The organism is Leifsonia sp. Root112D2, assembly GCF_001424905.1.
GTDB lineage: Bacteria > Actinomycetota > Actinomycetes > Actinomycetales > Microbacteriaceae > Root112D2.
This window is the reverse complement of the sequence record NZ_LMCU01000001.1, coordinates 2,710,058-2,731,347: the sequence shown is the minus strand read 5'-3', so window position 1 is coordinate 2,731,347 and position 21,290 is coordinate 2,710,058. Positions and strand designations below refer to the sequence as shown.

Below are 21,290 nucleotides of genomic sequence, written 5' to 3'. Positions count from 1 at the left end.
AGCGGCGCACGCTTTGCCACCATGGCGGCCAGCAAGGAGAATCAAAGGCATGAGCACGCCCAAAAAAACGGACACACACTCGCCCGCGGCGCACGGCCCAGACAGCCACGATCTGATTCGCGTGCAGGGTGCGCGCGTGAACAACCTCAAGGATGTCAGTGTCGAGATCCCGAAGCGCCGCCTGACGGTGTTCACGGGCGTTTCCGGCTCCGGCAAGAGCTCGCTGGTGTTCGGCACCATCGCCGCGGAGTCGCAGCGGATGATCAACGAGACATACAGCGCTTTCGTGCAGGGCTTCATGCCGACGCTCGCGCGCCCCGAGGTGCATCTGTTGGAGGGGCTGACGACGGCGATCATCGTCGATCAGGAACGACTGGGTGCCAACCCCCGTTCAACGGTCGGTACCGTCACCGACGCATACGCGATGCTGCGCATCCTGTTCAGCCGACTCGGGCAGCCGCACATCGGGTCGCCTCAGGCGTTTTCGTTCAACGTGGCATCCATCAGCGGGGCCGGTGCCGTCACCTTCGAGCGCGGCGGAGAGAAGGTGAAGGAGCGGCGTGATTTCGCCATCACCGGCGGCATGTGCCCGCGCTGCGAGGGCATGGGCAAGGTTTCCGACTTCGACCTGTCCCAGCTTTACGACGACAGTAAGTCACTCAGTGATGGCGCGCTCACGATCCCCGGTTACAGCATGGATGGCTGGTACGGCCGCATCTTCGCAGGCTTCGGCTTCGACATGGACAAGCCGATCGCCGCCTTCACGAAGAAGGAGCTTCAGGACCTGCTCTACAAGGAGCCGACCAAGATCAAGGTCGAGGGCGTCAACCTCACCTATGAGGGGCTGATCCCCAGGATCCAGAAGTCGTTCCTGTCGAAGGACAGGGAGGCGATGCAGCCCCACGTGCGTGCGTTCGTGGACCGCGCTGTCATCTTCACGAGTTGCCCCGAATGCGGCGGTACTCGGCTCAATGAGGGCGCTCGCTCGTCGAAGATCGGCACGATCAACATTGCGGATGCGTGCGCGATGCAGATCAGCGACCTCGCCGCGTGGGTGCGCGGCCTCGACGAACCGTCGGTGGCGCCGTTGCTGGCAACCCTGCGGCACATTCTCGACTCATTTGTGGAGATCGGGCTGGGATACCTCTCGCTCGATCGCTCGTCGGGCACGTTGTCGGGAGGTGAGGCGCAGCGCACCAAGCTGATTCGCCACCTCGGTTCCGCGCTGACCGACGTCACCTATGTGTTCGATGAGCCGACCATCGGCCTGCACCCCCATGACATCCAGCGCATGAATGAGTTGTTGCGGCGGCTGCGAGATAAGGGCAACACGGTGCTCGTCGTGGAGCACAAGCCGGAGACGATCGTCATCGCCGACCACGTCGTCGACCTCGGCCCCGGCGCGGGCACGGCCGGTGGCACCGTCTGTTTCGAGGGCAGCGTCGAGGATCTGCGGGCCAGCGACACTCTCACGGGTCGCCATCTCGACGATCGAGCGACTCTCAAGAGGGAATTGCGGGCATCCGCCGGCGCCCTTGAGGTGCGTGGAGCCACGGAGAACAATCTGCGCGGGGTGGATGTCGACATCCCACTCGGCGTGCTGACCGTGATCACCGGTGTGGCCGGCTCTGGCAAGAGTTCGCTGATTCGGAGCTCAGTTTCTCCGCGGGAAGGCGTCGTTTCAATCGACCAGGGAGCGATCCGCGGCTCACGACGAAGCAACCCCGCGACCTACACCGGCTTGCTCGAGCCGATTCGCAAGGCGTTCGCAAAGGCGAACGGCGTGAAGCCCGCCCTATTCAGCGCCAACTCCGAGGGCGCCTGCCCTAACTGCAACGGTGCAGGCGTCATCTACACCGATCTGGCCGTGATGGCGGGCGTCTCGACGGTGTGTGAGGTGTGTGAGGGCAAGCGGTTCCAGGCCGCGGTGCTTGAGTATCACCTCGGGGGCCGCGACATCAGCGAGGTGCTCGCGATGTCGGTGACCGAGGCGGAGGAGTTCTTCGGCGCCGGCGAGGCGCGTCTTCCGGCCGCGCACGCGATCCTGCAGCGACTCGCTGACGTCGGGCTCGGTTACATCTCGCTCGGACAGCCGCTCACGACGCTCTCCGGCGGTGAGCGCCAGCGGCTCAAGCTCGCCGCACGTATGGCCGAGAAGGGCAACGTCTACGTTCTGGATGAGCCGACCACCGGCCTGCACCTCGCGGACGTCGAGCAACTGCTGGCGCTGCTCGACAGGCTCGTCGACTCCGGCAAGTCAGTGATAGTCATCGAGCACCACCAAGCGGTCATGGCGCACGCCGACTGGATCATCGATCTCGGCCCGGGCGCCGGCCACGACGGTGGCCGGATCGTCTTCGAGGGCTCCCCCGCCGATTTGATCGCAGCCCGTTCCACCCTCACCGGCGAACACCTCGCGGCTTACGTGGGAGCCTAAAACCAGCATTCAAAACACAAAAAAATTCCCGGCGAGGGACTCTTTTGCGCCATCTGTGGGCGATACTGGGATCGAACCAGTGACCTCTTCCGTGTCAGGGAAGCGCGCTACCGCTGCGCCAATCGCCCAATCCTGCCGGTGATGCTGACAGGCTGGAGGTGGATACGGGATTCGAACCCGTGTATACGGCTTTGCAGGCCGCTGCCTCGCCTCTCGGCCAATCCACCGTGCATGGGTTCACCACCAAATGAAGAGAACCGCACCCGAAGGTGCGATTCCATTCGAGCGGATGACGAGATTCGAACTCGCGACCCTCACCTTGGCAAGGTGATGCGCTACCACTGCGCCACATCCGCGTTACACGCATTTCTGCGTGCTTTGAGACTCTAGTCGAAAGCTTGATCGATATTCAAACTGACACGGCCGTGTTTCAACAATCACTCTGCGGATGCCTGACCGGCCGCGTCGATGTGCGCACGACCGCGATCCTCGACTAGTATCGAGTCTCGCGGTCGACATCGTTTGGGCCGCATCAGATGGGCGATTGGCGCAGTTGGTAGCGCGCTTCCTTCACACGGAAGAGGTCATCGGTTCGAGTCCGGTATCGCCCACCACAACAACATTCGTCTGCGGCTATCGCCAGCCATACCGTGCCATCAGCGCCGAGCGCACCGGTTCGAAACGCCTGCGATCCAGGGCGGTAGCCTCCCTGCGCATTCCCTGTTGGTGCACCCGGAAGACTCGGTCGATCTTCACCCAACTGGGTCTGCCCCTACTGTCCCAGGCACCGGAACCGAGTGCGAGATACTCTCTGCGTCCCGCATGCTCCTTGCTGGTCAGCTCCACGGCAAGAACGGTGCCCGTCGGCTCGGTGGCCACCACGAGCACGGGCCGATCCTTGCCTCGTCCATCGTTCTCCTCGTACGGCACCCACGTCCATACGACCTCGCCGGGGTCTGCATCTCCGTTCGTCACGGGCGAATATGACATGCCAACGCGTCCGAGCCGACGCGGATCAACCTCTGTTGTCGCCGACGTACCACTGCGTCCCGGCGACTCACCGAGGGGCGGTTTGCGGCTGGGTGCGCGCTTTGTCGGCGCGAAGAGTCGCGCAATGGCCTGCAGGAACGTGGGTCTCGGTGCCATGAATCGCAGCGTAGCGGACCAGAGCTGCGCTCACCGGCTTGCCGCCTGTTGTGCACGCACGAGCCGCAGCCCGCGCGGCACGGCCACGACCATCGCAGCGAACGTCGCCAGCCAGACCAGAGACGCCACTATCGCGCCGATCTCACCGATTCCCGTCACGATCGACAGATGCTCGGCGCGACCGAAGTGCATACTGGCCACCGAGAACATGCCCAGGGGGAACACGATGCTCCACAGCCCCGACTCGTAGCGCAGGGGTGTTCTCCCGCGCGCGTGGCGCCACACGCCGAAGATCAGCAGCAGCGGTATCCACCAGAGGCCGAATGCCCACAACACGAACGTGAGGCCGGCCACAACTGTGGTCGTCACGTGCACTATCGGCAGGGTGATCGGTAAAACGAGGATGCGTGAGCCGGCAAGCACCGTGATGGCCGTTGCACCCGTGTAGATCCAGTACGACGGGCTGATGGTGCGCGGATTGTTGACGGCAGACAGCAGCTTCAGGGTCACGAGCGTGGCGAGCATCAGGTAGAGCATCACGCCGATTCCCCACAGTGCAACGGATATCGCGGCCAGGGCCTCGGAGCCGTTCCCCGAAGCGATGATCGCGGCGGCCGTCGCCAGCGACTGCGTGGCCACTACCCACAGAAACCAGCTGCCGTCCGCGCTGGTGATGGCGGGGGTCTCGTGCCGCCGAAGCATGAGAGTTGCGGGGATCCCGTAGACGAGCAGCACCCAGAGAGGCACGCTGATGATGGCCAGCACGATGGTCGCCGTCGGCACTTGGGCAGAGTAGAGCCGCACACCGACAACGTTGATCGCCGCGACGACGGTGAGGAATCCGAATGCCACGGCCGGGTTGCGCGCATCGGCGGCGACGTTACGCGGATAGGCGACGAGCCGCCACGCCTGTGCCACGACGAGTGCGACTCCCCCGCCGATGGCGATCACCAGGAGTGCGATGGAGAGTGCGGTCCAGCCGATCATGCCGAAGGCAGTGGAGACGATTCCCGTCGCCATCGTGAACGCGAATGCGCCGGGGGGAAGCTGCCGCACGACGTGCGTGACGGTGGAACGCAGTTCGCGCGTGGTGCTATCCCGCATAAGCCAGCACCGCTTTGCCCGCCACATCTGCCCTCAGCCGAAAGACGGCGCCCGCCTCGGGCTCCGGATTCTCCAGATTCTCCCGTGACGTCGTCACGTACAGGTCGCGCCCGTCTGCACCGCCGAGCGTGCACGCCGTGACAAGGCGCACGGGCAGCTCGATCTCGGCCATGACCTGGGCCGACGGTGAATACAGTCGCACCGCGCCCATGCTGTTGAGCGCGACCCACACATTCCCCTCAGAGTCGACACAGAGGCCGTCAGGCGTGCCGCCGTTGCCGTCGTGGAAGGGGCGCCGGTTCGTGAGCCGTCCGTCGATGACGTCGAAGACATCCGTTCGGCGAGTCTGCGAGTCGTTGTAATAGGCCAGGCTCCCGTCGGGCGAGAAGTCGATGCCGTTGGAGATGGTGACAGAGCCCAGCACCGTCTCGACGAGGCCGTCGGGCGCGATCCGATACAGCGAGGCAGCACCTGGCGTCACGTCGTACGGCATCGAGCCGGCGTAGAGATTGCCGGCCGCGTCACATCCGCCCTCATTCATGCGGATGCCTGGATCGGACCACATCGGCGGCAGCGCGACCGGTGGTGCGTTCACATCGTCGGAGAGCCCGATGCCGTGTTCGAGACCCACCACGTATCCGCCGGAGCGTCGGGGACGCACAAAGGCCGCAACGGTTCCGACGTGCATGCGATCGATCGTGCCGTCGCCGCGCAGCGTGAGAATATCCCCGGCGAGCATGTCGACCCAGCGCAGGCCGCCCCACTGCTCGGACCACACCGGCCCCTCGGCGTGATAGGCAACCGGATCGGTGATCTGCTCGTAGGCGCTCATGCCTCCATTGTGGCCGCCACGCAGCAATCCCGCCGACGGAGGCTCGAGAGCGACCGTCGGCGGGACACCGCGCTAAACCGTTTCGAGCGCGTAGCCCTCTTCGCCGTGCACGAAGGTGTCGACTCCGGCGACCTCATCTTCGTTGGTGATGCGGAAGCCGATCGTCTTCTGAATGACCGTACCGATGATCCAGGCCGCGACGAAGGAGTAGATCATGACGCCGAAGGCGGCGAGGGCCTGAACGCCGAGCTGCTTGAACGAGCCGGTGTCGATGAGGCCGATGCCGGTACCGAAGATGCCGATGTAGAGCGTTCCGAGCAGACCGCCGACGAGGTGGATGCCCACCACGTCGAGCGAGTCGTCGAACCCGAGCTTGAATTTCAGGTCGATCGCCAGCGCACAGACCGCCCCGGCGAGCACGCCGAGCAGAAGGGCCCAGCCCGGAGTCAGGATGTTGCACGCCGGCGTGATGGCAACCAAGCCGGCGACAGCACCGGAGGCCGCCCCGATCGCGGTCGGCTTGCCATCCTTGATCTTTTCCACGATGAGCCAGCCGAGGGTGGCCGCAGCGGGAGCGGCGAGCGTGTTGATCCAGGCGAGCGCCGCGATGCCGTCGACGGCGGCTTCAGAGCCGGCGTTGAAACCGAACCAGCCGAACCACAGCAGAGCGGCGCCGAGAAGTGTGAGCGGAACGTTGTGCGGTTTGCCGAAACCCTTCTGAAAGCCGACGCGCTTGCCGAGTACGAGTGCGAGGGCGAGTCCCGCCGCACCGGCATTGATGTGAACGGCGGTGCCGCCTGCGAAGTCGTTCACGCCGAGGGCGGGTGCCCATCCGTCCTGCAGGTTGAATACCCAGTACGCCACCGGGAAGTAGACGAGGGTCACCCAGACGCCGGCGAAGATCATCCATGAACCGAACTTCGCGCGGTCGGCTATCGCGCCCGAGATCAGAGCGACGGTGATGATGGCGAACGTGGCCTGGAATCCGGCGAACGCCAAACCGCCGAGATCGGGACCACCCTTGCCGCCGACCAGATTCTGCAGGCCCATGGCGGAGAAGGGGTCGCCGAGCCAGTGCGGAATCAGAGGCGTACCGAACACCATTCCGTAGCCGTACAGCACCCAGAGCACACCGACGAGGGCCATGGCCCCGAAACTCATCATCATCATGCTGATGACGCTCTTGGCCTTCACCATGCCGCCGTAGAAGAAGGCGACGCCCGGGGTCATCAGCAGCACGAGGGCTGCCGCGACAAGCAACCACAGGGCATCGATGCTGCCCTTGGCGTCATAGGCGGCTGCGGCATGTAACAACATGTGGACTCCTCGGGTCGAGATATAACGTGCCGCCAGTGTGGCGTTCGCAGATTTCGATCGATGGGCCGTCGTGTTTCGCGCCCGTTACGGCCACACTGCCGGTGTTAACATCGCGTTTCGAACGTTAGCGGATGCGCCTACTCGGCGTCATCATGCGGCGGCAGTTCTCCCGTTGTCAGCGCGATCATGCGTGAGACGGCGCGCAGGTACTTCTTGCGGTAGCCACCCTGAAGCATCTCCGCGTCGAAGATCTCGCTCAGCGCCGTGCCGGAGGCGAGAATCGGGATCTCCGCGTCATAGACCCGGTCGATGAATGCAACGAGCCGCAACGCCTCGGTCTGGTCGTGCAATTCGTGCACTCCCGTGAGGCCGATGACCTGCACACCGGAGATGAGCTTGATGTACCGCGAGGGGTGCACGGTGGCCAGGTGGGCGATGACGCCGTCGAAGGTGTCCACCGTGACGGCGGTGCCACGCCTCAGGAGCGCGGTCGCCGTCGCCTCGAGCGCGGCATCGTCGAGCGCGAGCGCGTTTCCCTCCGTGTCGCGACGGCGGTAATCGAGCCCGTCGATGCGAATCGTCTCGAAATGGCCCGAGAGCGCCTGAATCTCGCGCAGGAAGTCGGCTGCGGCGAAGCGGCCCTCCCCCAGCGAGTTCGGTGGGGTGTTGGATGTCGCGGCGATACGGGTGCCGGTGTTGACCAGTTGGCCCAACATCCGGGTCATCATCATGGTGTCGCCAGGGTCGTCGAGTTCGAATTCGTCGATGCAGATGAGGGTGGCACCGGTGAGCAGTTTGACCGCCCCCGCGTACCCGAGAGCACCGACCAGGGCCGTGTACTCGATGAAGGTTCCGTAGAACTTGGGCCCCGGAGCGGCATGCCAAAGTGCGGCCAGCAGGTGCGTCTTGCCGACGCCGAAGCCGCCGTCGAGATAGACCCCGGGCAACGGTTCGGCCTTGCGGCGCCCCCAGCCGAAGAGCCCGGTGGGCCTCGACGGCTGCCACACACTCGCGAACTGCGTGAGCGCCTCGACGGCTGCGGCCTGCGACGGGTAGTCATGGTCAGGCCGGTAACCGGCAAAACTGGCGTGCGCGAACTGTGGTGGCGGAACCAGCTCCGCGGCGATCTCCGCGCCGGTGATGGTTGGTGCACGGTCGACGAGGTGCAGCGTTGTTTCCGGCTGGTCTGAACTCATATGCGCGGAGGGCACCTTTGTGTCGAAGTCTTACGGATCCGTGTACGCGTACGCGTGCGGTGCGTAAGTTCGATAATGGATCCAGGCGCTTATTAGCCTAATCCGACCCCGAAACAATTTCGCACGCGCCATGAGGCGCGTACCTGGAGGTAATGATGGCTGTCGATCGTGATCCGTCCCCCGAGTTCGCTGACTACGCTCACCCCGAACGCCTGGTCAGCGCGGAATGGCTGCAGGATCACCTGGGCACGCCCGGCCTCGTCGTCGTCGAATCCGACGAAGATGTGCTGCTCTATGAGACAGGCCACATTCCCGGCGCCGTCAAGATCGACTGGCACACCGACCTCAACGATCCCGTCGAGCGTGACTATGTGCAGGGCGAGGACTTCGCCAAGCTGCTCTCGTCCAAGGGCATCGCTCGCGACACGACTGTCGTGCTTTACGGAGACAAGAACAACTGGTGGGCGTCCTACGCGCTCTGGGTGTTCACTCTCTTTGGCCACGAGGATGTGCGGTTGCTCGACGGCGGTCGCGATAAGTGGATCGCCGACGGCCGCGAACTGACAACGGATGTGCCCACGCCGGCCCCGGTCGAATACCCGGTAGTGGAGCGCAACGATGGCGACATCCGGGCGTTCAAAGAGGATGTGCTTGCACATCTGGGCAAGCCACTCATCGACGTGCGCAGCCCCGAGGAGTACAGCGGTGAGCGCACCGAGATTCCCGGGTACCCGACCGAGGGATCGCTGCGCAGCGGGCACATTCCGACGGCGGCATCCGTGCCCTGGGCGCGTGCCGCGGCACCGGATGCCACCTTCAAGCGTCGCGCCGAACTCGAGGCCATCTATAAGGACGAGGCAGGCCTTGCCGAGGGCGACGATGTGATCGCCTATTGTCGCATCGGTGAGCGATCGAGCCACACGTGGTTCGTGCTCAAGCACCTGCTCGGATTCGAAACCGTTCGCAACTACGACGGCTCCTGGACCGAGTGGGGCAGCGCCGTGCGTGTGCCCATTGCGATCGGTGCCGAACGTGGCGAGCTCCGCGCACGCTGATGCTGCCGCGGTGGGATACTGGAGTTGATGTCTGACACCTCGCTCGCCCCTGCTCTCGCTGAGATTCGGGACGGCTTTCTCGAACTCGAGCAAGCCGACCGTTTGCTGTTGCTTCTCGAGTTCGCCAACGAGCTTCCTGAACTTCCCGAGCGGTATGCGGATCATCCCGATCTGTTCGAGCGTGTTGAGGAATGCCAGTCGCCCGTCTTCATCTTCGTGGAGGTCGACGAGCAGCGCATCGTGCATCTCTTCGCCACCGCGCCGCGTGAGTCGCCGACCACGCGCGGCTTCGCGTCGATTCTGGTGCAGGGGCTGAGCGGTCTCAGCGTCGAGGAGGTGCTCGCCGTTCCCGACGACTACTCGCAGATGCTCGGTCTGACCCAGGCGGTCTCGCCGCTGCGCATTCGTGGAATGGGCGGCATGCTGGGGCGCACCAAGCGCCAGGTGGCGCAGAAGGCCGCAGTTCTGTAGCGCAGAAGAGATTCAGGCGGGCAGCTCGCCCAGCCAATCGGTGATGGCGCCGTTCCATCGTTCGGGATCGTAGTTCCAGAGCCGCGTGTGCCTGGCGTGCGTGAACGAGACCAAGGTCACGATATCCGGCCGCTCCACGGCCAGCTCGCGTGACCCCGTCGATGGCACGTAGCCGTCGTCGTCGCTGTGCATGATCAGAATAGGCAGTGACAGATCCGCCGCCCGATTAACGAAATCCATGCTGGCGAGGTCAATCGCCTCGCTCTGGCCGGTGAGCGCGTTGCCCCACGACGAACCGAGGATGCGCATCGCACCCTCGGCCATGACGGGCGGCACGTGCAGAAGCTCGGCCTGGAACTCGAGGGTGTTGACCCAGTCGATCACCGGCGAATCGAGCACGACTGCGCGGATGATGCTCCGGTGTACGGAGCGCGTGACGGTCTGCAGCACAATGGCGCCGCCCATGGAGAATCCCATGAGAACGATGGAGCGCGCTTCATGATGGAGCGCGAATTCAATGGCGGCCTCAACGTCGCGCCACTCGGTGCCGCCGAGGCCATAGCGGGCATCGGGGCTGTCGGGTGCGTCGCCGTCGTTGCGGTATGAAATGAGCAGCGACGCGTATCCGTTCGCTCGAAAGACAGGAACCGCGCGCAGCCCCTCCTGCCTGCTGGCGCCTCGACCGTGCACCACGATGACCCAGGGCGCGGGCTTCTGCGCCTCGGCAGGGAACAGCCACGCCGGTGCGGCACCGAGGGTGCCGGGAACCTGCACGCTCTGCACCGCAAAGCCGAGTTCCTCGGGCGCAAGGTAGTACGCCCCCGACCAGCGGGCGCGGGCGGATACGCGCGAGTCGGCGAAGGCGACGGACTCGACCGCGCGCGTCACGCTCGTGTCGCCCGTGCGCACCACATCGCCGACGCGCAGATAGCCACGGTCCTGCTCGAAGAACAGGCCGTACCGCCCCGGCAACGTCGTGTCACCGGTGATGGACAGGGTGATGGTGCCCTTGGGCTCGTCGCGGCCGAGCACCTTGATGTCGTAGTTGTGGCTGCGCGGGGGCGTGACGACGGTGCGCGCGATTCTGCCCGTGATGTACAGCGACGCGCCGATCGCGGCGAGGAGACCGCCGAGTGCAACACCGAGAACACCCCATCCAGCGGCGTGCCTCCGTGGTTCGACCATCAGGAAACTCTAGTCTTCCTAACGTGTCCAATACACCTTCAGCGCCCCGCATTCCCGCGGAGTTCACCGCGGCGTTGGAGGCGATCAAGCGCATCGAGACCCGTGCGGAGCTCGTCGTCAACGAGATTCCCGCGCCCGGCCAGCTCGCCCCGTACTCGGTTGCGCTGTCTGCGGATGTTCGCCCGTCGCGCCACGGCAGCGACTCCGAGCTCGGCACCGGCCGCTTCATCCTGCTCTACGATCCCGACGAGCCCGAGGCCTGGGGCGGTCGCTTCCGCGTCGTGTGCTTCGCGCAGGCGCCTCTCGAGACCGAGATCGGCCTCGACCCGTTTCTGGCGGATGTTGCGTGGTCGTGGCTCGTCGACGCACTGAACGCACGAGACGCGAAATACACGGCGGCATCGGGAACCGCCACCAAGATCATCTCAACGGGCTTCGGCGAACTCGCCAGCCAGGGAGACGGTGCCCAGATCGAGTTGCGCGCCTCCTGGACCCCCCTCGAGACGGATGTCGGCAGCCACGTCGCGGGGTGGGGCGAGCTGCTCTGCATGCTCGCCGGCCTGCCTCCGACAGGCGAAGGCGTGAGCCTGCTCTCCACGCGGAGAACCAAGCGTGGCTGAGCGCGAGACCATCGATACCCGCGAAGGCTATTTCGCGGCGATCGAAACCCTGGCCGCGGGTACCGGGCCTCTCGCGGTGGACGCGGAGCGGGCATCCGGTTTTCGCTACTCGCAACGGGCGTACCTGATCCAGATCTATCGGCGCGAGGCCGGCACGTTTCTGTTCGATCCTCCCGCCATCGGTCGTTTCGATGAGCTCAATGCCGCACTCGCCGACGACGAATGGATTCTGCACGCTGCAAGCCAGGACCTGGCCTGCCTGCGCGAGGTCGGTCTCGATCCGCACACCATCTTCGACACCGAACTCGCCGCGCGACTGCTCGGCCTGCCGCGCGTCGGCCTCGGCACCGTCGTTGAGCAGCTGCTCGGCATCCACCTCGCCAAGGAACACTCGGCGGCCGACTGGTCGACGCGCCCATTGCCGCAGTCGTGGCTGACATATGCGGCACTCGATGTGGAGTTGCTGGTCGATCTTCGCGACGTCATGGTGGGGTTGCTGGACGATTCGGACAAGACCGAGATAGCGAACCAGGAGTTCCAGGCGGAACTGAGTCGCGCGGTCAAACCACCGCGGGCCGAGCCATGGCGTCGCCTCTCGGGGGTGCACGCCATCAAGGGCTTGCGTTCGCTGGCGGTGGCACGCGAACTCTGGCGTTCCCGCGACGAGCTGGCGCGTGAGCGTGATCTCTCCCCCGGTCGACTCGTACCGGATGCCTCGCTGACCGCCGCGGCGCTCGCCATGCCGACGACCAAGAAGCAACTCGCGGAGTTGAAGGCGTTCAACGGTCGCGCGAGTCGCACGGATATCGATCGCTGGTGGGCCGCGATCGAGAACGGCATGAGTACGAGTGATCTTCCCGTGTTGCGCGCACACGGCGAGAGCATCCCGCCTCCCCGCTCCTGGTCTGATCGCAACCCCGAAGCGGACGCGCGCCTCAAGCAGGCACGACTCGTGTTATCGAAGATCTCCGAGGAACGCGCCATCCCGGTCGAAAACCTCCTGCTTCCCGAGACGCTGCGACGACTGTGCTGGGCGCCGCCCGCCGAATTCGACACCGCCTCGATTGCCGCCGCCCTTGTCGCAGCGGATGCCCGCCCCTGGCAGATCGACAGCTGTGCAGAGGCGCTCGGCGCAGCTTTTGTGGAAGCCAGCCAAAAGGCGCAGGCCGCCTCCGAATCCGATTCGTAGATTCAGGCAAACGATACGGTCGCTCTCAGCCACCAACCCTAGGATCGGAAGCGATTCACAATAGGGAGGCATCGTGGCCGAGAGAGCTGAAGTCGTCTTCGTCGACGGGGTTCGTACCCCGTTCGGACGGGCTGGCGAAAAGGGTATGTACTGGAACACCCGCGCGGACGATCTGGCGGTCAAGGCCATCATCGGGCTGCTCGAGCGCAACCCGAATGTGCCGAAGGATCGCGTCGACGAGGTGGCCGTTGCCGCCACGACACAGCAGGGCGATCAGGGCCTGACCCTCGGTCGCACGGCGGCGCTGCTCGCCGGCCTGCCGAAGTCGGTTCCCGGTTTCGCCATCGACCGCATGTGCGCGGGCGGCATGACGAGTGTGACGACCATCGGATCGGGCATCGGCTTCGGTGCATACGATCTGGGCATTGCCGGAGGCGTAGAGCACATGGGGCATCACCCGATGGGCTTCGGCGCGGACCCGAACCCCCGCTTCCTTTCGGAGAGAATGGTCAGCGCCGACGCGCTGAACATGGGCAACACCGCCGAGCGCATCCACGATCGCTTTCCTCATCTCACCAAGGAGCGCGCCGATCGCTTTGGCATGCTCAGCCAGCAGAAGGTCGCCGCCGCATACGCGGCCGGCAAGATCCAGCCCGATCTCATTCCTGTCGCGCTGCGCAGTGAGGCTGGCTGGGGCCTGGCGACCGAGGATCAGGGAATGCGCCCCGAGACCACGATGGAAGGGCTCGCCACCCTCAAGACCCCGTTCCGCCCGCACGGGCGTGTGACGGCCGGCAACTCGTCGCCACTCACTGACGGGGCCACGGTCAGTCTGCTCGCCAGCGGTGACGCGGCGAAGGAGCTTGGTCTCACGCCGAAGATGCGCATGGTGGGCTTCGCCTTCGCCGGCGTCGATCCGGAGATCATGGGACTGGGTCCGGTGCCGTCCACCGAGAAGGCGCTGCGCAGGGCCGGCCTGTCGATCAACGACATCGGCCTGTTCGAGCTCAACGAGGCGTTCTCCGTTCAGGTGCTCTCGTTCCTCGACCACTTCGGCATCGACGACGAGGACCCCCGCGTCAACCTCTGGGGCGGGGCGATCGCCATCGGTCATCCGCTCGCGGCATCCGGTGTTCGCCTCATGATTCAGCTGGCGGCACAGTTCGCTGAACATTCCGAGGTGCGGTTCGGGCTCACGGCCATGTGCGTCGGCCTTGGCCAGGGCGGCAGCGTCATCTGGGAGAACCCCAACTGGAACGGAAAGGCGTAGCGATGACCGACTACTCGACGATCGACTTCAGCTCCCTGCTCGCGCTCTCAGACGATGAGGTCGTCACGCACTCGTTCGTGCGGGATGTGCCGTTGCGCGCAGGCAAGCCACTCGCGCTCGTGACGCTCGACAACGGCCGCGACCACACCCGGCCGAACACCATTGGTCCGGCGACGCTCATCGAACTTGAGGCAGTACTTGACGGCGTACGCGAAAGCGCGGCTCGCGGGGAGATCTCCGGCGTCGCCATCACCGGCAAGCCGTACATTCTCGCGGCGGGCGCCGACCTGAGCAAGGTCAGCGACATTCCGAGCAAGGCGATAGCGAAGCAGATGGCGCAGCTGGGCCACCACGTGCTCGGCAAGCTCGGTGACATGGGCGTGCCCTCGTTCTGCTTCATCAACGGGCTCGCGCTCGGTGGCGGGCTCGAAATCGGGCTCAACTCGAACTACCGAACCATCGACGCGAACGTGCCCGCCATCGCGCTTCCGGAGGTGTTCCTCGGTATTATTCCCGGCTGGGGTGGTGCATACCTGCTGCCGAACCTCATCGGCATCGAGAATGCGCTCAAGGTCGTCATCGAGAACCCGCTCAAGAACAATCGCACGCTCAAGGGCGCCGATGCGCTCGAGCTGGGCATCGCCGATGTCATGTTCGACTCCGCGAACTTTCTCGAGGATTCGATTCGCTGGGCCGAGGGCGTCATCACGGGCGCCACGAAGGTCAAGCGACCGAACGAGCCCGGCAAGGTGGAACGCATGGTCAAGTGGGATGCCGCCACAGGCATCGCCCGCAAGATGCTCGAGGGCCGTATCGGAACCATCCCGAAGTCCCCGTACACCGCCCTGGAGCTCCTCAAGGCCGCCAAGAGCGGCACGAAGGCCGAAGGCTTTGAGCGAGAGGACGAGGCGCTCTCAACACTGATCTCCGGCGATCAGTTCCGCGCGAGCATCTACGCCTTCAACCTCGTACAGAAACGCGCCAAACGACCGGCAGGCGCGCCTGACAAGGCCCTGGCGAAGAAGATCAGCAAGGTCGGCGTGATCGGAGCAGGCCTTATGGCCAGCCAGTTCGCTCTGCTGTTCGTGCGCCGCCTGCAGGTGCCCGTTGTCATCACCGACCTCGACCAGGCGCGCGTGGACAAGGGCGTGGCATACATCCACGATGAGATCGGCAAGCTCAAAGACAAGGGGCGTGTCAGCGCCGATGAGGCCAACCGACTTCAGGCACTCGTGACGGGAACGACAGACAAAGCGCAGTTCTCCGATGCCGACTGGGTCATCGAGGCCGTCTTCGAGGAACTCGAGGTGAAGCAGAACGTCTTCGCCGAGATCGAGCAGTACGTCTCCCCCGAGGCCGTGCTCGCCACAAACACCTCATCGCTGTCGGTCGAGAAGATCGGTGCGAAGTTGAAGAACCCCGAGCGTCTGATCGGCTTTCACTTCTTCAACCCGGTGGCGGTCATGCCGCTGATCGAGGTGGTCAACGCACCGGCAACGGATGACGCAACGCTGTCGACAGCCATGGTGATCGCCGCCACGCTGCGCAAGAACGCCGTGATCACCAGAGATACTCCCGGATTCGTCGTGAATCGCGTGCTCGCCAAGGTGCTCGGCGAAGCGATGCACGCGGTGGACACCGGAACGCCGTTCGAGGTGGTTGATGGAGCACTCGCCCCACTCGGACTGCCGATGTCACCGTTCGAACTTCTCGAATTGGTGGGCCTCAAGGTCGGCGCCCACGTGCTCGACACTCACCATGCCGCCTTCCCCGAGCGCTTCTTCGCCAGCGAGAACCTGCACAAACTTGCCGAGTACGGCACGGTTCTCGAGCGTGATTCCAAGGGCAAGATCAAAGGCTTCGATAAGAAGGCCGTTCAGATCGTCGCGGGCGGAACCTCCCCGATGACGGGCGAAGAATTCCTGCGCCGCGTCGAAGACGGCCTGGCCGACGAGGTGCACCGCATGCTCGAGGACGACGTTGTGCACGCGGCCGAGGACATCGACCTGTGTCTCATCCTGGGCGCCGGCTACCCGTTCCAGATGGGCGGAGTGACGCCGTATCTCGACCGAGTCGGTGCCAGCCAGCGCGCATTCGGCGATACTTTCCATCACCCGCTGATTCGCGGCACGGAATAGGACGGCAGCGCCCCGCTCTCGCGCGGGGCGCTACCGCGTCTCAATCACAGGGGCCAGAACGCCCGCACCTCTACTCGACCGAAGCGCGCCATCGGATGCCGCGCGGCGATGTCGAGCGCGTCATCGAGCGTCTCGCACTCAATAACGTCGAAGCCGGCTATCAGCTCCTTCGACTCGGTGAAGGGACCGTCCGTGACGAGACGGCGACCGCCGCGCACACGCACGGTCACGGCGTCTGCAGCAGGTCGCAGCCTGTCGCCGATCACCGCGGCGCCGCGTGCGTCGAGTTCGGATACCCATTCCTGAATGTTGTCGCCCTCCGGCGTGTATTCCTCTCCGGTCGGGTCGGTGCAGATGAACAGCATGTATCGCATGGTTCTCTCCTCGGTTCTACTTCTCAGTGTCGATTTTCATGATCGGGCGAGACGCCCGATACGTCAGAGCGTCGTTCGGTGAGGGGAAGATTCGACATTCGCGTGCCAGAGCGAAAAAATGTCAGCCGTGGCTGCTCTTCATGCGCTGCGCCAGCGGCCGCGCGACGGGGATCCTGCTGCCGAGTACCTGCGCGACGAGATCGCGGGCGATCTGTTGCGCCGTGAGCCCGGCATCCGCCAGGATCTGATCACGCCCGGCGTGCTCCAGAAACTCGTCGGGAAGGCCGAGTTCATCGACGGCGGTGTCGATGCCGGCCGCACGAAGATCCTGTCGAACGCGGGTTCCGATGCCACCCACGCGGATGCCGTCCTCGATCGTGACCACGATGCGGTGCTCCCCGGCAAGCGTCACGACGCTCTTCGGCACGGGGATGACCCAGCGCGGATCGACGACGGTTGCCCCGATGCCCTGCGCCGCAAGGCGCTCTGCGACCTCGAGCCCGAGTCGGGTCATGGGACCAACCGCGACGATCAGCACGTCTTTGCCCTCGGCCTCTGTCAGCACATCGACGCCGTCATCGAGTCGACGCAGCATGGGGATGTCTGAGCCGATGCCACCCTTGGGGTAGCGCACCACGGTGGGGGCGTCGCCCACGGCGACGGCCTCAGCGAGCTCTTCTCGCAGACGCGGGGCATCCCTCGGCGCGGCGATGCGGATGTGCGGCACGGCCTGCAGAATGGCCAGGTCCCAGATGCCGTGGTGACTGGGGCCGTCCGGACCGGTGACACCGGCCCTGTCGAGAACGAACGTGACACCGGCGTGGTGCAGCGCGACATCCATCATTACCTGGTCGAAGGCGCGATTCATGAAGGTGGCATACATGGTCACGACGGGGTGCATGCCGCCGAACGCGAGGCCGGCCGCGCTCGTCACGGCGTGCTGCTCGGCGATGCCGACGTCGTGCACCCGGGTGGGGAATCGTTCGGCGAAGAGGTGAAGGCCGGTGGGGCGCAGCATCGCCGCCGTGATGCCCACGAGGCGATCATTGCTTTCGGCGAGGTGCAGCATCTCCTCGGCGAAGACATCGGTCCACGAGGCCGAGCCAGGCTCACCGATCGGCTCACCTGTTTCGGGGTCGATCTGCCCGACGGCATGGAACTGGTCTGCCGCGTCGCGCAGGGCCGGTTCGTAGCCGCGCCCCTTCTGGGTGATGGCGTGCACGATGACCGGCGCGCCGTAGCCCTTGGCCTGGCGCAGCGCCTCTTCCATGGCCTCGATGTCGTGACCCTGGATGGGGCCGATGTACTTGATGTCGAGGTTCGAGTACAGGGCCTCATTGTTGGTAAAACGGCTGAGGAAGCCGTGCAAACCCCCACGCACCCCGCGGTAGAAGGCGCGACCGGGTGTGCCCAGATGATCGAAGAGACGCCGACTCCGGTGGTACAGGTCGCGATAGCCACGCCTCGTGCGCACCGTATTCAGGAATCGAGCCATTCCCCCGATCGTCGGGGCATAGGAACGGCCGTTGTCGTTGACGACGATGATGAGCTTGCGGGTGTTGTCGTCGCTGATGTTGTTCAGCGCCTCCCACGTCATACCGCCCGTGAGAGCGCCATCCCCCACGACCGCCACGACGTGCCGGTCGTCTTGCCCGGTCATGGCAAAGGCCCGCGAGATGCCGTCGGCCCACGAGAGCGAGCTGGAGGCATGTGAGCTTTCGACGATGTCGTGCTCGGACTCGGAACGTTGCGGATACCCTGCCAGGCCGTCTTTTTGACGCAGATGGCTGAAATCCTGCCGTCCGGTCAGCAACTTGTGCACATATGACTGGTGCCCCGTGTCGAAAACAACAGCATCGCGCGGCGAATCGAAAACCCGGTGGATGGCCATCGTCATCTCGACGACTCCGAGGTTGGGGCCGAGGTGTCCACCGGTCTTCGAGACGTTCGCCACGAGGAAGTCGCGGATCTCCGCTGCGAGCGTGACCAGCTGCTTCTTCGTGAGTCGATCCAGGTCACGGGGACCATGGATCGACTCGAGGATGCTCATGGTTTCGAGTCTATGCGCGCAGTCTGCACGTGCAATGGACTACGCCACAAGTGAGCGCAACACGTACTGCAGAATGCCGCCGTTGCGGTAGTAGTCGGCCTCTCCCGGCGTGTCGATGCGAACGACCGCATCGAATTCGACCGTCGCCTTGCCCGCGGGCGAGTCGACGGTGGGCTCTGCGACAACGTGCACGGTCTTCGGCGTATTGCCGTCATTGAGCTTCGTCAGGCCCGTGATGCTGATGCTCTCGGTGCCGTCGAGTCCGAGCGATGCCCAGCTCTCGCCATCCGGGAACTGCAACGGGACGACGCCCATGCCGATGAGGTTCGAGCGGTGGATGCGCTCGAAGCTCTCACAGATGACCGCCTGAACGCCGAGAAGACTCGTGCCCTTCGCCGCCCAGTCGCGCGACGAGCCGGAGCCGTACTCCTTGCCGCCAAGGATCACGAGCGGCGTGCCCTGGGCCTGATAGCGCTCCGAGGCGTCGTAGATGAACGACTGCGGGCCTCCCTGCTGCGTGAAGTCGCGGGTGTATCCGCCCTCGACGTCCTCCAGCAGCTGGTTGCGCAACCGGATGTTCGCGAAGGTACCGCGAATCATCACCTCGTGGTTGCCGCGGCGCGAACCGTAAGAGTTGAAGTCCTTGCGGTCGATGCCGTGGTCACTCAGGTAATGACCGGCGGGGCTGTCGGCCTTGATCGAACCGGCGGGCGAGATGTGATCGGTGGTGACGGAGTCGCCGAGCTTGGCGAGCACGCGCGCCCCGGCGATGTCGGAGACCGGAGTGGTCTCGATCGTCATGCCGTCGAAGTACGGAGGCTTACGCACATAGGTCGACTTCTCGTCCCATTCGAAGACGTTGCCGGCCGGAGTCGGAAGCGAGCGCCAGCGCTCGTCACCCTCGAACACGCTGGAGTACTCGTGCGTGAACATCTCCGTGTCGATCGAGGAATCGATGGTGCGCTGCACCTCGGCCGAATCGGGCCAGATGTCCTTGAGGAAGACGTCGTTGCCGTCGCTGTCGGTTCCCAGCGCATCCGACTCGAAGTCGAAGTTCATCGAGCCGGCGAGGGCGTAGGCGATAACCAGGGGCGGGCTCGCCAGATAGTTCATCTTGACGTCGGGGTTGATGCGACCCTCGAAGTTGCGGTTGCCCGAGAGCACGGCAGTGACAGCGAGGTCGTTGTCGTTGATTGCCGCCGAGATCTCGTCGGCCAGCGGACCCGAGTTGCCGATGCAGGTGGTGCAGCCGTAGCCGACCGTGTAGAAGCCGAGCGCCTCGAGATCGTCGGTGAGGCCGGCCTTGGCGTAGTAATCGGTGACGACCTTCGAGCCGGGCGCGAGCGTGGTCTTGACCCAGGGCTTGGCCTTGAGGCCCTTCCTGGCCGCGTTGCGGGCAAGGAGGCCGGCGGCGAGCATCACCGAGGGGTTGGACGTGTTGGTGCACGAGGTGATGGCGGCGATGGTGACGGCGCCGTGATCCAGCGTGAACGTCGAGCCATCCATTGAGACATCCGTGGGCTTCGACGCCGTCTGCGGCGCGTGGCTCACGTGCGTGTGGTGGTGGTGGCTGTGCTCGCTCTCGGGGCTGTTTCCGGGCGGGTCGGATGCCGGGAAAGACTCGGACGTCTCCAGGTCGACCAGATCGTGGTCGGCCGAGGCGTAGTTGTTGAGATCCTTCTCGAACTGGCTCTTCGCGCCGCTGAGCACGATGCGGTCCTGGGGGCGCTTCGGCCCGGCGATCGACGGAACGACCGTAGCGAGATCGAGTTCAAGGTACTCGCTGAACGCGGGCTCGACCGACGGATCGTGCCAGAGGCCCTGAGTCTTCGAATATGCCTCGACGAGTTTGACCTGCTCGTCGCTGCGACCGGTCAGGCGCAGGTAGTCGAGGGTGACGTCGTCGATGGGGAAGATCGCCGCGGTGGAGCCGAACTCCGGGCTCATGTTTCCGATAGTGGCGCGGTTGGCAAGCGGCACCTCGGCGACACCGTCGCCGTAGAACTCCACGAACTTGCCGACAACACCGTGCTGGCGCAGCTGCTCCGTGATGGTGAGTACGACATCCGTTGCCGTGACACCGGTGGGGATGGAGCCCGCAAGCTTGAAACCGACGACCTTGGGGATGAGCATGGAGACGGGCTGGCCGAGCATGGCCGCCTCGGCCTCGATGCCACCGACGCCCCAGCCGAGCACGCCCAGACCGTTGACCATGGTGGTGTGCGAGTCGGTACCGACGAGCGTGTCGGGGTATGCCTGAAGCACGCCGTTGACGCTGCGCGTGTACGTGACGCGGGCAAGGTACTCGATGTTGACCTGGTGCACGATGCCGGTTCCCGGCGGCACCACCTTGAAGTCTTCAAAAGCCGTCTGGCCCCAGCGCAGGAACTGGTAACGCTCGCCGTTGCGCTCGTACTCGATCTCGACGTTGCGCTCAAGCGCGTTCTCGGTGCCGAAGAGGTCGGCGATGACGGAGTGGTCGATGACGAGCTCGGCGGGAGCCAGCGGGTTGATCTTCTCGGGATCTCCCCCGAGGTCGGCCATGGCCTCGCGCATGGTGGCGAGGTCGACGATGCACGGCACGCCGGTGAAGTCCTGCATGACAACGCGGGCAGGGGTGAACTGAATCTCGGTGTCGGGCTCGGAGGTGGGAACCCAGTTGCCGAGAGCCTCGATGTGGCTCTTCGTGATGTTCTTGCCGTCTTCGGTGCGCAACAGATTCTCGAGCAGTACCTTGAGGCTGAACGGGAGCTTCTCGTGCCCGGCTACCGCGTCAACGCGGAAAATCTCGTAGTCGGTAGCGCCGACCGTCAGTGTGTCCTTCGCCCCAAAACTGTCTACTGCAGACACAGCGCCCTCTTCCTCATTGACGGGCGACGGATGACCCGGCCCTGTTCCTCAATATT

Annotated in this window: 16 protein-coding genes and 4 tRNA genes; 8 read left to right on the top strand and 12 right to left on the bottom strand. The window is 64.8% G+C overall.

The window, feature by feature from the left end; genetic code table 11:
* The first annotated feature begins 49 nt into the window (after positions 1 to 49).
* Complete coding sequence (locus tag ASC63_RS12760; protein ID WP_055813965.1) at positions 50 to 2,437, top strand: ATP-binding cassette domain-containing protein; 2,388 nt, start codon at positions 50 to 52, stop codon at positions 2,435 to 2,437.
* 56 nt (positions 2,438 to 2,493) lie between these two features.
* Here the strand turns inward: ASC63_RS12760 and ASC63_RS12755 are convergent.
* From ASC63_RS12755 to ASC63_RS12745, 3 genes are all read right to left on the bottom strand, one after another.
* Positions 2,494 to 2,565: transfer RNA gene (locus tag ASC63_RS12755), tRNA-Val, on the bottom strand.
* A 25-nt stretch (positions 2,566 to 2,590) separates the two neighbouring features.
* A tRNA-Cys gene (locus tag ASC63_RS12750) sits at positions 2,591 to 2,664 on the bottom strand.
* A gap of 57 nt (positions 2,665 to 2,721) precedes the next feature.
* A tRNA-Gly gene (locus tag ASC63_RS12745) sits at positions 2,722 to 2,793 on the bottom strand.
* A 182-nt stretch (positions 2,794 to 2,975) separates the two neighbouring features.
* On the opposite strand from ASC63_RS12745, the gene ASC63_RS12740 reads away from it, so the two are divergent.
* Positions 2,976 to 3,051: transfer RNA gene (locus ASC63_RS12740), tRNA-Val, on the top strand.
* A 19-nt stretch (positions 3,052 to 3,070) separates the two neighbouring features.
* On the opposite strand, the gene ASC63_RS12735 is transcribed toward ASC63_RS12740, so the two are convergent.
* The 5 genes from ASC63_RS12735 to zapE form a co-directional block, all read right to left on the bottom strand.
* Positions 3,071 to 3,583, bottom strand: a complete 513-nt coding sequence (locus ASC63_RS12735; protein ID WP_082487589.1) for a type II toxin-antitoxin system PemK/MazF family toxin — start codon at positions 3,581 to 3,583, stop codon at positions 3,071 to 3,073.
* Between the two features lie 30 nt (positions 3,584 to 3,613).
* On the bottom strand, positions 3,614 to 4,687 hold the full coding sequence (locus tag ASC63_RS12730) for a tellurite resistance/C4-dicarboxylate transporter family protein (protein ID WP_055813962.1): 1,074 nt from the start codon (positions 4,685 to 4,687) through the stop codon (positions 3,614 to 3,616).
* Entirely contained in the window at positions 4,677 to 5,519 is an 843-nt protein-coding gene (locus ASC63_RS12725) for an SMP-30/gluconolactonase/LRE family protein (protein ID WP_055813959.1), read from the bottom strand. Before ASC63_RS12725 ends, ASC63_RS12730 begins: the two co-directional genes overlap by 11 nt.
* A 72-nt stretch (positions 5,520 to 5,591) precedes the next feature.
* Complete coding sequence (locus ASC63_RS12720) at positions 5,592 to 6,836, bottom strand: ammonium transporter (RefSeq protein WP_055813955.1); 1,245 nt, start codon at positions 6,834 to 6,836, stop codon at positions 5,592 to 5,594.
* 137 nt (positions 6,837 to 6,973) lie between these two features.
* A complete protein-coding gene (gene zapE / locus ASC63_RS12715) occupies positions 6,974 to 8,032 on the bottom strand; it encodes a cell division protein ZapE (RefSeq protein WP_055813952.1) in 1,059 nt (352 codons plus the stop codon).
* A 155-nt stretch (positions 8,033 to 8,187) separates the two neighbouring features.
* Here zapE and ASC63_RS12710 point away from each other — a divergent pair, with 155 nt between their 5' ends.
* Together ASC63_RS12710 and ASC63_RS12705 are read left to right on the top strand one after the other, a co-directional pair.
* Positions 8,188 to 9,087, top strand: coding sequence for a sulfurtransferase (locus ASC63_RS12710; protein ID WP_055815501.1), 900 nt, complete (start codon positions 8,188 to 8,190; stop codon positions 9,085 to 9,087).
* Between the two features lie 27 nt (positions 9,088 to 9,114).
* The gene (locus ASC63_RS12705; protein ID WP_055813949.1) at positions 9,115 to 9,558 is read left to right on the top strand and encodes a SufE family protein; all 444 of its coding nucleotides are present in this window, start codon (positions 9,115 to 9,117) and stop codon (positions 9,556 to 9,558) included.
* A gap of 12 nt (positions 9,559 to 9,570) precedes the next feature.
* On the opposite strand, the gene ASC63_RS12700 is transcribed toward ASC63_RS12705, so the two are convergent.
* Positions 9,571 to 10,743, bottom strand: a complete 1,173-nt coding sequence (locus ASC63_RS12700) for an alpha/beta hydrolase family protein (RefSeq protein ID WP_055813946.1) — start codon at positions 10,741 to 10,743, stop codon at positions 9,571 to 9,573.
* Positions 10,744 to 10,766: 23 nt separating this feature from the next.
* On the opposite strand from ASC63_RS12700, the gene ASC63_RS12695 reads away from it, so the two are divergent.
* From ASC63_RS12695 to ASC63_RS12680, 4 genes are all read left to right on the top strand, one after another.
* Positions 10,767 to 11,363, top strand: coding sequence for a DUF3000 domain-containing protein (locus ASC63_RS12695; RefSeq protein ID WP_055813944.1), 597 nt, complete (start codon positions 10,767 to 10,769; stop codon positions 11,361 to 11,363).
* Entirely contained in the window at positions 11,356 to 12,552 is a 1,197-nt protein-coding gene (locus tag ASC63_RS12690; protein WP_055813941.1) for an HRDC domain-containing protein, read from the top strand. The genes ASC63_RS12695 and ASC63_RS12690 overlap by 8 nt, the downstream gene beginning before the upstream one ends.
* A 73-nt stretch (positions 12,553 to 12,625) precedes the next feature.
* Positions 12,626 to 13,822 (top strand): thiolase family protein, encoded by a 1,197-nt coding sequence (locus tag ASC63_RS12685; protein WP_055813937.1) that lies wholly within the window; start codon positions 12,626 to 12,628, stop codon positions 13,820 to 13,822.
* A gap of 2 nt (positions 13,823 to 13,824) precedes the next feature.
* Entirely contained in the window at positions 13,825 to 15,960 is a 2,136-nt protein-coding gene (locus ASC63_RS12680; RefSeq protein WP_055813934.1) for a 3-hydroxyacyl-CoA dehydrogenase NAD-binding domain-containing protein, read from the top strand.
* 44 nt (positions 15,961 to 16,004) lie between these two features.
* On the opposite strand, the gene ASC63_RS12675 is transcribed toward ASC63_RS12680, so the two are convergent.
* The 3 genes from ASC63_RS12675 to acnA all read right to left on the bottom strand — a co-directional run bounded on the left by ASC63_RS12675 (position 16,005) and on the right by acnA (position 21,234).
* Positions 16,005 to 16,334 carry a YciI family protein gene (locus ASC63_RS12675; RefSeq protein WP_055813930.1) on the bottom strand — a complete coding sequence of 110 codons (330 nt, stop codon included), beginning with the start codon at positions 16,332 to 16,334 and terminating at the stop codon, positions 16,005 to 16,007.
* Positions 16,335 to 16,455: 121 nt separating this feature from the next.
* Positions 16,456 to 18,384: a 1-deoxy-D-xylulose-5-phosphate synthase gene (dxs, locus tag ASC63_RS12670; RefSeq protein ID WP_055813926.1), complete on the bottom strand. Its 1,929-nt coding sequence runs from the start codon at positions 18,382 to 18,384 to the stop codon at positions 16,456 to 16,458.
* Positions 18,385 to 18,423: 39 nt separating this feature from the next.
* A complete protein-coding gene (acnA, locus tag ASC63_RS12665) occupies positions 18,424 to 21,234 on the bottom strand; it encodes an aconitate hydratase AcnA (RefSeq protein WP_055813924.1) in 2,811 nt (936 codons plus the stop codon).
* Positions 21,235 to 21,290 lie beyond the last annotated feature (56 nt).

Bases quoted from the DNA above. Each gene is read 5' to 3' on its own strand.
- ASC63_RS12730 (WP_055813962.1), bottom strand. From the start codon at position 4,687: ATGCGGGATAGCACCACGCGCGAACTGCGTTCCACCGTCACGCACGTC.
- ASC63_RS12725 (WP_055813959.1), bottom strand. From the start codon at position 5,519: ATGAGCGCCTACGAGCAGATCACCGATCCGGTTGCCTATCACGCCGAG.
- ASC63_RS12760 (WP_055813965.1), top strand. From the start codon at position 50: ATGAGCACGCCCAAAAAAACGGACACACACTCGCCCGCGGCGCACGGC.
- ASC63_RS12680 (WP_055813934.1), top strand. From the start codon at position 13,825: ATGACCGACTACTCGACGATCGACTTCAGCTCCCTGCTCGCGCTCTCA.
- ASC63_RS12735 (WP_082487589.1), bottom strand. From the start codon at position 3,583: ATGGCACCGAGACCCACGTTCCTGCAGGCCATTGCGCGACTCTTCGCG.
- ASC63_RS12720 (WP_055813955.1), bottom strand. From the start codon at position 6,836: ATGTTGTTACATGCCGCAGCCGCCTATGACGCCAAGGGCAGCATCGAT.
- ASC63_RS12675 (WP_055813930.1), bottom strand. From the start codon at position 16,334: ATGCGATACATGCTGTTCATCTGCACCGACCCGACCGGAGAGGAATAC.
- dxs (WP_055813926.1), bottom strand. From the start codon at position 18,384: ATGAGCATCCTCGAGTCGATCCATGGTCCCCGTGACCTGGATCGACTC.
- ASC63_RS12705 (WP_055813949.1), top strand. From the start codon at position 9,115: ATGTCTGACACCTCGCTCGCCCCTGCTCTCGCTGAGATTCGGGACGGC.
- ASC63_RS12700 (WP_055813946.1), bottom strand. From the start codon at position 10,743: ATGGTCGAACCACGGAGGCACGCCGCTGGATGGGGTGTTCTCGGTGTT.
- zapE (WP_055813952.1), bottom strand. From the start codon at position 8,032: ATGAGTTCAGACCAGCCGGAAACAACGCTGCACCTCGTCGACCGTGCA.
- ASC63_RS12710 (WP_055815501.1), top strand. From the start codon at position 8,188: ATGGCTGTCGATCGTGATCCGTCCCCCGAGTTCGCTGACTACGCTCAC.